Annotated in this window: 11 protein-coding genes and 1 pseudogene; 10 read left to right on the top strand and 2 right to left on the bottom strand. The window is 60.4% G+C overall.

The features are described from left to right. Positions 1–410: 410 nt before the first annotated feature. Positions 411–689, top strand: coding sequence for a hypothetical protein (locus tag OKW39_RS22055; protein WP_429563736.1), 279 nt, complete (start codon positions 411–413; stop codon positions 687–689). Positions 690–773: 84 nt separating this feature from the next. Here OKW39_RS22055 and OKW39_RS22050 read toward each other — a convergent pair. Further along, positions 774–872 (bottom strand): annotated as a pseudogene (locus OKW39_RS22050) (aspartate 1-decarboxylase); the annotation flags it as partial. Positions 873–961: 89 nt separating this feature from the next. On the opposite strand from OKW39_RS22050, the gene OKW39_RS22045 reads away from it, so the two are divergent. Beyond that, complete coding sequence (locus OKW39_RS22045; protein WP_429563656.1) at positions 962–1,363, top strand: hypothetical protein; 402 nt, start codon at positions 962–964, stop codon at positions 1,361–1,363. A 50-nt stretch (positions 1,364–1,413) separates the two neighbouring features. On the opposite strand, the gene OKW39_RS22040 is transcribed toward OKW39_RS22045, so the two are convergent. Continuing rightward, positions 1,414–2,352: a LysR family transcriptional regulator gene (locus OKW39_RS22040; RefSeq protein WP_429563655.1), complete on the bottom strand. Its 939-nt coding sequence runs from the start codon at positions 2,350–2,352 to the stop codon at positions 1,414–1,416. 131 nt (positions 2,353–2,483) lie between these two features. On the opposite strand from OKW39_RS22040, the gene OKW39_RS22035 reads away from it, so the two are divergent. From OKW39_RS22035 to OKW39_RS22000, 8 genes are all read left to right on the top strand, one after another. Beyond that, a complete protein-coding gene (locus tag OKW39_RS22035) occupies positions 2,484–5,087 on the top strand; it encodes a 2-oxoglutarate dehydrogenase E1 component (RefSeq protein WP_429563654.1) in 2,604 nt (867 codons plus the stop codon). A gap of 135 nt (positions 5,088–5,222) precedes the next feature. Continuing rightward, positions 5,223–6,188, top strand: coding sequence for a hydroxymethylglutaryl-CoA lyase (locus tag OKW39_RS22030; RefSeq protein WP_429563653.1), 966 nt, complete (start codon positions 5,223–5,225; stop codon positions 6,186–6,188). Continuing rightward, positions 6,185–6,712: an FAS1-like dehydratase domain-containing protein gene (locus OKW39_RS22025; protein WP_429563652.1), complete on the top strand. Its 528-nt coding sequence runs from the start codon at positions 6,185–6,187 to the stop codon at positions 6,710–6,712. The genes OKW39_RS22030 and OKW39_RS22025 overlap by 4 nt, the downstream gene beginning before the upstream one ends. Beyond that, a complete protein-coding gene (locus OKW39_RS22020) occupies positions 6,709–7,179 on the top strand; it encodes an acyl dehydratase (RefSeq protein ID WP_429563651.1) in 471 nt (156 codons plus the stop codon). The genes OKW39_RS22025 and OKW39_RS22020 overlap by 4 nt, the downstream gene beginning before the upstream one ends. Further along, positions 7,176–8,534 carry an MmgE/PrpD family protein gene (locus tag OKW39_RS22015; protein ID WP_429563650.1) on the top strand — a complete coding sequence of 453 codons (1,359 nt, stop codon included), beginning with the start codon at positions 7,176–7,178 and terminating at the stop codon, positions 8,532–8,534. Before OKW39_RS22020 ends, OKW39_RS22015 begins: the two co-directional genes overlap by 4 nt. Before the next feature lie 48 nt (positions 8,535–8,582). Next, positions 8,583–9,812, top strand: a complete 1,230-nt coding sequence (locus tag OKW39_RS22010; protein ID WP_429563649.1) for a CaiB/BaiF CoA transferase family protein — start codon at positions 8,583–8,585, stop codon at positions 9,810–9,812. Positions 9,813–9,843: 31 nt separating this feature from the next. After that, on the top strand, positions 9,844–11,091 hold the full coding sequence (locus OKW39_RS22005; protein WP_429563648.1) for an acyl-CoA dehydrogenase family protein: 1,248 nt from the start codon (positions 9,844–9,846) through the stop codon (positions 11,089–11,091). A 22-nt stretch (positions 11,092–11,113) separates the two neighbouring features. Then, entirely contained in the window at positions 11,114–12,358 is a 1,245-nt protein-coding gene (locus OKW39_RS22000; RefSeq protein ID WP_429563647.1) for an acyl-CoA dehydrogenase family protein, read from the top strand. Positions 12,359–12,402: the final 44 nt, after the last annotated feature.

Raw genomic sequence — 12,402 nt, 5'->3', positions numbered from 1 at the left:
GGACACTGACCTACCGGTCGTGCGATTCCGTCTTTCAGCTATGTTGGTTTTTGCATAACTCTTCCAGGAATGGGCAGCGTGACCCGCGCGGCCGTCAACGCGAAGAGTTCACGCGGTTCCGTCGAGAGAGAGTGGTCAGCTCAAGGTTGAGCGCTAGATCCTCTCAAAAGCCGCGGCCTGGTTTCCATATGAGACCGGAACGGTGCCCGACAAGGGATCGAGTTCACGAGGGCGAACGAGGCCACCGGCCTATTGCAACCATGGCTCGGCTGCTGGGCGTCTCCGCCAGCGGCCTTTATGCGTGGCTTGAGCGCAGGCCATCGAAACGTGCGTTCGACGATCTAATCTGCTCGCGCGCATCCACGCGATTCACGCGGGCTCTCGTGGAACCTACGGCATGCGGCGCATTCATGTCGAACGCACCGAGCAAGGCGTGCATGTTGGGCGTAAGCGGGTTTGCTCGCCTGTTGCGCTTGGCGGGCTTATGCGCCATGAGCCGGCGGCGGCTGATCAGCACCACACGGCGCTATCCCGAGGCGCGGCCCGCGTCGGACCCCGTGCAGCGGCACTTCGTGGCGGACGCGCCCAATCGACGCTGGCTAGCGGACGCGACGTATGTGTCGCGCGCCGAAGGATTGCCGTATCTCGCGATGGTGCTCGACGTCTTCAGCCATCGTATCGTCGGCTGATCCGCATTGAATCACCTGTGCACCGAACTCATGTTGCGTGCGCTCGACATGGCCCTCGTGTAACGTCGCCCTGTCGGCGTCATCACGTCGGGCGGCAGAGCCGCTAAGCGAGATCATCCCACTCCCGCGCTCGCCCTTGATCGCGTAAGTTGAGAAACGCTCACCGTTATTGATGCAGCTAGTCGCGATTCGCTTCGTCGATCGCGCGGAGGACTCGCTGCACCGGGTAGCCTTGGATGGCGGCCAGACGGTGCGAGCCGGTGTCTTCATAGATGAACATTCGACCCTCGATTCGGCAGTATCGCTTGCCAAGCGATCGCGTAGCTGGTTTCGGTTACTTCGATCTGCACCGGCAGCGGATTTCCGCCGGCGATCAGTCTGGCGGCGAGTTGGTCTGCACGAAGGTACTGAACCGGCGCACCGGGCCCGTTTCGCTGCACGCGACCTGTGACCCCAGTCACCGCCTCCTGGCGCCGCAGTGCAGCCGCTTCACTCACTACTATGTCCACATTCGCAACGAGTACTGGACGCTGCTGCTGGACCGGAGTTCTCGGCCAAAAAATCGCGCGCGCATCAAAATACACCCGCTTCTACGCCATCAGTCAGATCGAACACTGTCGCAACTGCATATTCAAGCGCCACTTTCCGATCCAAAAGATCTTCGAGTGATCTAACGATGTCATATCTCCTTTCAACATGCCTAGCCGACTGCGTGGGGATTTCTCTATAAAAACGTTGAATCCGCGACACTTCCGCGCAGGATTCCAGAGGAAACGCACCGCTGCACCTCGCTGGCAAGGAGTGTGAGAAATGCCTGCATTGCTTGTGTAATTGGCTGGCCCGTTGCAGTTGCCGTGACGAGCCTCGCGTGCATCAATTCGAGTGGTATGGGTCTGACCGATAGATACCGGTCTGCTACCTCACGGTGCACCGCGCCAAATGGAAGAATGCTACTTCCGACACCCCGCTCCACCAGATGCTTCACTACAGTAACGGAATGCATGTCCATTAAAACGTTAGCGTTGATGCCGTGCTCCTTGAAGGCGGCGTCAACGGCCCGGCGTAGTCCGCTTTGCTTGCCGGGCAGAATGAACTTTTGTCGGGCAAGTTCGGTGATCGATACCTCGCTCGCATCGTCCTGGGCGGCAGACCAGGAGGTGACCAGATAGAGCTGCTCAACAAGCAGCGGCGTCACTAGCATGTTCGGGCCGCGCCGAGTGTCGTATAGGACCGCGGCGCTGATCAGACCGGTTTGCAGTCGTTCAAGCAGCAACCCGCTCGATCCCTCATACAGGTGCAACGACGCGTTGGGATAAAAGCTCAGGAAATGCTGAGCGCAAGAAGCCCCTATCGTACCCATGAGAGAAAACGGCATACCCACAAGCACGGAGCCTGCCGGCGCCTCCGACTGCTGCAGAAGCTGGTCTTTTACCTCATTGAGCTCCTCGAGCAACGGTTTGACGGTCAGATAGAAAGTGCGCCCAGCGTCTGTCAGGGCCATTCCCCTTCCGTTGCGATAAAAGAGCCGTGTGCGTAGCTCCGCCTCCAGGCTGGCTATCTGCCGGCTCACAGCCGGTTGCGAAACGCCCAATTTGACGGCCGCGCGGGTCACGCTGCCCATTTCTGCTGCCTGCTTAAAGTAGCGCAGCTGTTCAAGATCCATAGTAATAACCAGAGAAGGCTCGTCGGCCCGCGGCAGATATGCACAGCCGACATAGCTGAAAGACCGAACGGTGCGTCCAATTGGGCCGCTTCTAAATTAATCTAGCTACGTGACTTATCGAGCGACCAGACATGCCAATCATACCGTCTTCCGCGTTGACTGCTGCTGCGGTGCCGTTCCTAGAGGACGTCTACGATCGTTACCAGGCCGATCCGGAGTCGGTCGATCCCAGCTGGGCGTCCGTATTCCGGTTGGCGGACGAGCTGGCCGGAGTGGGCGGGCCGGGCGATGCCGACGCACGGTGGATTGCCGATGTCTTGCGTCGTTTCGGGCATCAAATGGCTGCAACGAATCCGCTGTCGGCGCCCGAAGAGAGGGCGCTCGCAACGCTGCGGGAAAAGGCCACGGTCGCCGCGCTGGAAATGCCTCCGTCGGCATCGGCGCTTTACGAACAATACTGCGGCGCTCTGAGCGTCGAGTCGGCTCACATTGACGACGAAGGCGTTCGCCAGTGGATTCAGGAAGCGTTCGAGAACGCAGCGCCGCCGAACGGACCGACGCTGCGCCGTGTGCATGAAAAGCTCGTGCAAGCGGAAGAGTTCGAACGGTTTCTGGGCAAGAAATTTCCCGGAAAGAAGCGGTTTGGCGCGGAAGGCGCAACAGCGCTCGTGCCGCTTCTCGACCTGTTGTTGAAAAAGGCCGCCGACGAAGGCATTTGCCACGTCGTGATCGGCACGATGCATCGAGGCCGCTTGAACGTGCTGGCCAACGTTCTGGCCAAGCCGCTGGACGCGCTGATGGCGCAGTTCAAGGGCGCGCATCCATTTGGCGCCGACTCGGCCGAGAGCGCGGACGTCGCGTATCACTTTGGTCTTGACACGGTGTTGCGCGAGACAGGACTCAACGTATCGCTGTTGCCGAACCCTTCTCATCTTGAAGCGGTTGATCCAGTGGTCGTAGGCCGGGTACGTGCGCTGCAAGACGAGCAACCCGATGAAGAGCGAAAGCGTGTGCTCGGCATCATCGTGCATACCGACGCCGCTGTTGTCGGGCAGGGCGTCGTGGCCGAACTGCTGCAATTGGGGAAGCCGGCCGGATACTGCACCGGCGGCACCGTGCATGTCGTCGTCAATAACCAACTGGGCTTTACGACCGAGCCGAACGAGGGGCGTACCTCCCGCTACTGCACGGGTCCATGGAAGGCGATCGACAGCCTGATTCTTCACGCTAACGCCGATGACGCTGGCGCGATCGTGCGCGCGGCCGATCTGGCAATCGATTTTCGAAATTCGCAAGAACGCGATTGTGTGATCGACCTTGTCTGCTATCGTCGGAACGGTCACAACGAGATGGACGAGCCGCGCTTTACTCAGCCGCGTCTCTACCGGCAGATCGACGCCATGAACGGTGCGCGCAAGCGCGTTGAGACCAGGTTGATCGAGGCGGGACAGCTGTCGCAAGCCGAAGCGGATGATATCAGCGCGCGCTACCGTTTCTCGCTCGAACGCGGGTATGCGGCAATGCCGATGTGGCAACCGGAGCTCGAAACGGACGTCGCGGCGCCACGGCGAGTGCCTGTCGTGAAGCAGGAGGTGTTGCGACGGCTTCTCGATGAAGTCGCTCAAATTCCACAGCATGTAAAAGTGGATGCAAAGCTGCAACGACTGGTCAAGCAGCGGGGCGAAACAACCGGCGGCCTGCAGTGGGCCACGGGCGAGGCCTTGGCGTTGGGCAGTTTGCTGCTGGAAAACATACCGGTTCGTCTTAGCGGGCAGGACGTCGTAAGAGGCGCATTCTCGCACCGTCACTTTGCACTTACTGACGTCGAGAACGGCGCACGTCATATCAGTCTTCAACATTTGGCGCCCGGGCAAGCGCCCTTTAACGTGCTGAACAGTCCGCTGTCCGAGTACGCGGTGCTGGGGTTCGAATACGGTTACAGCCTGGGTCGGCGGCCAGCGTTGACCATCTGGGAAGCACAGTTCGGCGACTTCGCGAATGGCGCGCAAATCGTCGTAGACCAGTTCATTGCAAGTGGCGAAGAGAAATGGCGGCAGACGTCCTCCCTGATCATGCTGCTCCCGCATGGCCTTGAAGGACAGGGTCCGGAGCATTCATCGGCCCGCCTAGAACGATTTTTGCAGCTGACGGCGCTCGACAATATTCGCGTTGTGGTGCCGACCACGCCAGCAAACTATTTCCACCTGCTGCGGCAGCAGGCCCATGATTTGCAGCGCAAGCCGCTTGTGATTTTCTCGCCCAAGACCCTGTTGCGTTTGCCCGCGGCAGTCTCGCGTATCGAAGATTTCTCTTCTGCGGATGGATTCCAACCGGTGATCGTCAGCCCGCCGGTCGATGCGGAAACCAAGATTGAACGCGTGCTTTTCTGCACCGGGAAGATTGCGTATGCGCTCGAAGAGAAGCGCAAGCAACTCGCCGCGAACAACACGCTTGTTGTTCGGTTGGAGCAGCTTTACCCACTTCCCGAATCTGCCATCAGCAATGAATTCCGCGCCTATCCGGACGCGGATCTGATCTGGGTTCAGGAGGAACCGGCGAATATGGGGGCGTGGAGTTGGTTGGATCGCCGCATGGAGGATCTCGCGCGCGACAGCGGCCATCGCAAGCCGCGCATGCGGTACTGCGGGCGATTGGATGCGACGTCGCCCGCGGGAAGCTTCCATGAACGTCACGGTGCTGATCAGGAAGCGATAACGACTGCCGCGTTCGCGTGAAGCAGGCGATGTGAGACACAACGCGCCAACGCCGCATGCATAAACCGTCGTGCTGGATACGTTCGAAACAGGGACTACAAGCACGGCTTGCGTGCAGGGTGATTGAGTCGCGCGCTTACCAGGAGAAGATCGTAAATGTCTGATTTACCGAAGAGTGTCACTATCAATGAAGAAGGCCCGCGAGAGGGCTTTCAGACCGAGCGTGGGACCATCGCTACGGAGCGCAAGATCGAGTTGATCGAAGCGCTCGCCACCACAGGCTTGCGGCAGATTCAGACGGTTTCATTTGTGCCGCCCGCGAACGTGCCTGGCATGGCCGACGCTGACGCGGTCGTGGCGGGAATTCGTCGTCGGCCTGGCGTCGCCTATACCGCTCTGTGGCTTAACGAGAAGGGGCTGCAGCGCGCGCTTCAGGCCCCCAACCTCGATATCTCCGGCACGGTCAGCCTCTGTCCGTCCGCCGGCTTCCTGATGCGCAATCAGAAGAGAACGCACGAGGAAAATGTCGAGGCCCAGCGCTCGATATTGGAAATGTACAAGCGAAACAATGTGGTGGTCCGGCGCGGAGGCTTAATGGCGGCGTTCGGTTGCAATTTCGACGGCGATATCCCGGTTTCCAGCGTGGTTGAATACGTCGGTCGGCTCCTCGATCTGGCGGCAGAGGCGGAGGTGAAGTTGGACTACGTGAGTCTCGCGGACACCATGGCATGGGCCACGCCGGCGTCGATTCGGCGCGTGATCGGCGAAGTGCGTGCGAAGTATCCGGATCTGCGACTGTCGTTACACCTGCACGACACCCGAGGCATGGGCATCGCGAACGCATACGCAGGGCTGCAGATGGGCGTCGATATTTTTGATGCCGCCGTAGCCGGGCTCGGTGGTTGCCCCTTTGCCGGACATAAAGGAGCGGCAGGCAACGTTTGCACGGAGGACCTTGTCTTCATGTGTGAGGAGATGGGGATCTCCACCGACGTGGATCTGGATCGACTGATCGAAGTGGCCGGTCTCGCAGAAGATATTGTCGGGCATCCGTTGCCGGGTAGCGTCAAAACCGGCGGCAGCCTGCATAAGTATCGGCAAGCAAATCGGGCGGCCGCATGAGCACATTGACGGAATCGCTGACGCCGTATATCGGCATGAAGAGTGACGTCGTGGTCGCGTGCGACGCGGTCGAGGGAGGAGCCGTCCGCCGCTTCGCTCAGGCGACGATGGACGAGCGCGCGATCTACGGACCGGCCGGCGCAGACAGTCGCTACCGCGCTCCTGTTGCGCCGCCCCTCTATCCGGCGCTGATGTTTCGAAGACCGCTTGGCGTGCCCGACCCGGTGCAGATTCATGCTGACGACCCGGACTGGGACGGAAATGCGGCAGCAGGCACCGCGGGCCTTCCACCCATCGAGCCGCTTCGTGAACATTCGGTTCTTAATGGCGGCGCGGAGGTCGAGCTATATCGCTATGCGCGTCATGGCGAGCAAGTGTCCATGCAGTCTCGGTACGCGGACATATACGAGAAGGTGGGTCGGAAGGGCCCGATGGTACTCGTGATTCTTGAAGGCGAATATCGCACGCTCGATTCGGAGCTGTTGCTGCGCATCCGACGAACCTATATCTGGAGCCGCATGTGAAATTCGAAGATATCCGGGTTGGAGCAGAAGTGGGACCGCTGGTGAAGGGCCCGCTTGGGCCCGTTCATCTCATGCGGTGGTCAGCATCGATGGAAAACTGGCATCGAATCCATTACGACAGAACCTTCGCCATCGAGCACGACAAGCTGCCCGACGTACTGATCAACGGATCGCTGAAGCAGCAGTTCCTCGTGCAGCTGCTACGCGACTGGGCGGAGCCAGATGGCTGGGTCTGGAGGGTCTCATTCCAGTTCAGGGCCAAGAACCTGGTGGGGGAGTCGCTCTATGCGTATGCGAAAGTCACGAACACAGAGCGCACGCCGCACTTCGGCCTGGTTCGTCTCGAAATTGGCATTCGGAACGACGACGGGAAAGACTCCACGCCAGGAACCGCTGTAGTCGCGCTGCCGTACCGGGATGGCGCACCCGTGCCATATCCGTTCGTCGCGCCACAGGAGGTCGCATGAGTACGCCGCTGACCCGCGATCTCGCAGCGTTTGTGGCTACGCTGTCTTTCGATGCGTTGCCGGCTGAAGCGGTTGCCACTGCCAAGCTGGCGTTCCTTGACGCGACGGGCGTGATGCTGGCTGGCAAGGACGAGCCTTGTGTAACCGTCCTCATAAATACGCTCGAGCCGTCTGCCGGCGACGCTTCGCTGTTCTGCGGACCGCAACGCGTGCGCGCGCCGGAAGCGGCGTGGATAAACGCCGTCGCGACGCATGCGCTCGATTTCGATGATACGGCCTTGTCGGCGCACCCCAGCGCGGTGATGGTGCCGGCCATCGTGGCCGAGGGCGAACATTTGGGATCGTCGGGACGCGACATGATTTGCGCCTATGTCGCGGGATTCGAGGTATGGGCCGAGATCAAGCGTCGCGAGGCGGGCCAGCATCACCTTAAAGGGTGGCATCCGACGGGAATCATCGGCGCAATTGCGGCCGCGGCCGCATGTGCCTATCTTCGCCGCCTCGACGTCGACCAGGTGGTGAATGCTCTCGCGCTGGGCGCGTCGCAGAGCGCAGGCATCACCGCGAACTTCGGCACGATGGCCAAACCGTTTCACGCGGGCCGCGCGGCACATGCCGGTGTGCTTGCAGCGCGACTCGCTCAGAACGGGATGACGGCGTCCAGCGACGCGTTGGAGCACGCGCAAGGATTTCTGACGGCGGTCTCGCCATCCGGACAGGTAGACCGCGTCAGCCCATGCGAAGTCGGCAAGAACTGGGCGAGCGCGTCGATAGGATTGCATATTAAAAAGTATCCGACCTGCTACTGTTCGCATCGACCGATCGACGCGATGTTGAGCCTGCGGGAAATGCATCCGGAATTCGCGCCCGACGATGTCGAGGAGATCGTCGTTTCGATGAGCCGTCGCAATGCGATGGTGCTGCGCAACGCTCGCCCGAAGACCGGGCTCGAGGCGAAGTTCAGCATCGAATTTGTTTTGTCGTGCGCGTTGATCGTCGGACGCGTCGGCTTGAGCGAGCTGGATAACGCAGTCGTGTTGAGAAAGGACATCCAGGCAATGATGGAGCGCGTGCGTACGGTATACGACCCCTGCGAGGACCCGTCGAGCGGGTATGCGCCGTTCGATCAGGTCGCAGTCGTTCTGCGCGACGGGCGGACGATCGAAAGCGAACCGGTAGCCCTTGCCCGAGGGGCGGCGGGTGCGCCGCTTTCAGACGAAGAGGTCCGAAGCAAGTTCCTGGACTGCACGAGCCGGACCCTTGACGAGACTACGGCACTAGGACTGTATGTCCGGCTCAAGCGGCTGGATACCCTTGACAGGATTGGGGCTGCTTTTGTCGAAGCTGACGAGTAAGGACTTTCTGAATCTTCCAGCCCACAAATTGATGCGAAAAATACTCTCATGAGCTCATCTCTGAACAACAGCCGCGCCGATGTACGCGGTCCCCTTGCGGGAATAAAGGTAATCGAAGTCGGTATGCTGTTCGCCGGCCCGATGGCGTCTGCTTATCTTGCCGACATGGGCGCCGATGTCATCAAGCTTGAACCGCCGAAAGGTGATGAAGTCCGTCGTATGGGTCGGTTCAAGGACGGGGAGCCTTTATGGTGGCGGGTCACGAACCGCGGGAAGCGGCTGCTGGCTGCGGATATCCGCACGCCCGGCGGCGCCGAGATCGTGCGTCGACTGGCTGCCACTGCGGACGTTTTCATCGAGAATTTCCGCCCGGGCAAGCTGGCGAGTTGGGGCTTGGACTACGAAACGCTGTCCGCGACCAATCGGGGCCTCGTGATGCTGCACATTAGTGGATTCGGCCAAACCGGGCCATATAGCACCCGCCCCGGTATGGGAACGCTTGCCGAGGGCTTCAGCGGCTTCGCGCACACTACCGGCGAACCCGACGGTCCGCCTACGTTGCCGGCTTACCCGCTGGCTGACGGGGTGGCGGCCATGTGTGGCGCAATGTCGATCCTGGCAGCGATCGTTAACCGGGGCAAGAACGGCGGCATCGGCGACGAGATCGAGATCAGCCTGTATGAGCCGTTGCTGTCGCTGCTCGGCGCGATGGCCATCGACTACGATCAGCTGGGCGTGATCGGCATGCGGCGCGGCAACCGCTCGACCTGGAGCACGCCACGGAACACGTACGAAACGAGCGACCATCGCTGGATCGCGGTGTCCGCGGCGGCAAACTCGGGAGCGCGCCGACTCTTTAACGCTATCGGAAGATCCGATCTTGCCGATCGCTCCGACCTGCAGACCAATCCGCAGCGCATGCAGAAACTCGAGGAGTGCGACGGCGCGGTTGCCGACTGGGTGCGCCAGCATACGCAGGCCGAGGGGTTGGATGTCTTCGAAAAGGCGGGGGTGGTGGCCGGCCCCGTTTACGACATCGAGCAGTTGTTCGCGGACAAGCATGTCGCCGCTCGCGGCACGTTGGTGGAGCTCGCCGATCCGGTGCTGGGCAAGGTGCGCATGCAGGGTGTCGTGCCTCGATTCCGGCGTGCGCCCGGGGAAGTGCGGTGGCCGGGACGCCCGGTGATCGGCCAGGACACCTGCGAAATTCTGAGGGGGCTCAACTACACCGAAGATGAGGTCGAGGACCTGACCCATCAAGGTGCGATCAGTTTGTAACGGGCACGAATACGAGTTAGGGAGACGGAACGTGGACTTCGTTTTTACCGACGACGAAGAGGCAATGCGCGCCAGCGTGCAGGCCTTTATCGCCGAACACATCACCGACGAGGTGAGGAAGGAACTCGCTGACGCGCATGCCGGTATGGGCAAGGGGCCTCAGCTTCGTGCGCTGCAGGAAGAGATATATCGCCGCGGATGGCTCGCAATCAGCTGGCCGAAAGAATACGGCGGTCAGGGGGGCGCCACTGTCACGCAGTACATCGTGGAAGAAGAGTTCGTGCGCGCATGCGATATGCGCGTAGGCGGCGGTGGCACCGGGGGGCCAGCGATTCTGGCGTCAGGCACCGAACAACAAAAGCGCGAATATCTCCCCGCCGCATCACAACTGCAGATCACGTTCTGCCAAGGCTACAGTGAGCCGCATTGCGGGACTGACCTGGCGGCGTTGCGTTGCCGGGCGATACGCAAAGGCGACAAGTACGTGATCAATGGCCAGAAGATATACACGACTAACGCGCAGAACGCGACGCATATCTTTTTGCTTGCACGAACCAATCCGGATTCCAGGCGACAGGCGGGGCTTTCGGTTTTTCTGGTGCCGATGAATACCCCGGGAATTACCGTTCGACCGTTATGGACGATTCAAAACGATCCGAAAGCGCCGCCGAACACGACTTACGGTGAATCTCGCACCAACGAGGTGTTCTTCGACGATGTGGAAGTGCCGGCGTCATGCTTGCTGGGCGAGGAAGGCGATGGATGGAGCGTCACGCAGCGCGGCCTTAACCTGGATCGAGTGGGCGCGTGGCGTTACCTGATGTCAGTGCGGCGAACCGAGGACATCGTGAACCTGCTGAAGAGCGGCGACGACCGGGTGGCCGGACTGCGGAACGATCCTGCGGTACGCGACAAGATCGCCGATTTGTGGACCGAGGCGCAAATGTGCCGGCTGATGACAATGCGCAGTATCTCGATCTCGAGCCGGGGCGGAAAGTTTGTCTCTGAAGGCGCGGCGGAAAAGGTTACGGGACCGGAGCACGGCGTGCGCGCGACCGAAGCGATCAGCCAGATTCTCGGCCCCTACGCGGAGCAACTCAGCAGTTCGCCGGAAGCGATTGAATCGGGCGTCTACGCTCACAATCTTCAGGGCGCCTTCCAGTCGACGGTAAACCACGGCAGTGTGCAAGTCATGCGCGATCAGATTGCCCGCAAGGGTTTGGGAATGCCGAAGCCGCCGAGTGCGGCCAAGCCTCGTCGCGATGTTGCAAGCGTCTAATGCACAGACTGGAGAAGCGAAGATGGATGTCTTGTTGAACGAACAGGAAACACTTGTTCAGGAAACCGCCCGAACGTTCCTCGAGGCGGAATGCACGCCCGCATTGGTCCGCGAGTCCGAGAAGAACGAGGAAGGGTTTTCCAGAGGCCTGTGGAAGCAGCTCGCCGCGTTAGGCTGGCTGGGCTTGTCGCTGCCCGAGGAACACGGCGGGCAAGGGTTGCCTGTAACCTATCTTGCCCTTCTATTGGAAGAGATGGGGCGCCATATCGCTCCGCTGCCGGTGCATTCAACGCTTGTGCCGGCGACCGTGATTGCAAAGCACGGTACCGAGTCGCAAAAAGCGCTTTTGTCGGAAGTTGTCGAAGGCGATGCGGTGTTGAGCTTTGCCTTGCAGGAGTCGGGCGGTCGCTGGAGCGAGAATGCGATCGAACTGACCGGCGATCTCGACGGTGACGGTATCGTGCTCTCGGGGAAAAAGCTGTTCGTCGCCGACTTTCAACACGCGTCGCACTGCCTGGTCGCGTTTCGATGGGCGGGACAGGTTGGCCCCGATGCGCTGGCGCTGGCGCTGGTCGATAGCGCGGCCGACGGCGTCGCCGTGCACCAGCTCCAGCCGCTCGCGAAAGATCAGGAATGTGCTGTAGCGTTCAATCGCGTTCGCGTGTCTCAAGACTCGATTATCCGAAGCGCGGCCGCAGTGAAAGACCTGATGGACTACGCGGCGGTTCTGATGGCTTGCCAGATGCAAGGCGCGGCCCGCAAGGCACTGGAATTGGCTGCTGCATACGTGTCGCAGCGCGAAGCATTCGGGCAGTCTATCGGCTCGTTTCAAGCTATCCAGCACCTTGCGGCCGATATGCTGAACGCGGTTGACGGGGCGCAACTTCTGAGCCGGGAAGCAGTGTGGCGGATTAGCCAGAACCTGCCCGCGAGGGTCGAAGTCGCGCAAGCGAAGTCCTTTGCGAACGAGAAGTGCCTGTTCGTATGTCGATCGGCGCAACAGATGCACGGCGGAATCGGCTTTATTGAGGAGTTCGATATCAACCTCTGGTACCGGAAGGTGGCCTCCTGGGGGCTGCGTGCCGGAACGACATACGAGCATCGCCGGTTGATTGCACAAGCGCTTTTGGATACGCCGGATCGGGTCAGGCTGGGAATGACGCAGTACTTGCCGGCATCGAGGTCAAGTTCGGGTTTGAACGGCGAAGCTAAAAAGCCAGATTCGATGCATCAAAAAATGGGTGGTCGTTTGCATGCGGAACCGTAATACAGGCGTGTTTTAAAACAGATTTCAATCGAAAATTAATAGAT

This window comes from Paraburkholderia sp. MM6662-R1 (genome assembly GCF_050436245.1).
In the GTDB taxonomy this organism is placed as follows: domain Bacteria; phylum Pseudomonadota; class Gammaproteobacteria; order Burkholderiales; family Burkholderiaceae; genus Paraburkholderia; species Paraburkholderia tuberum.
Note: the sequence above shows the minus strand (reverse complement) of the source record. Positions and strands in the feature narration are given on the sequence as shown.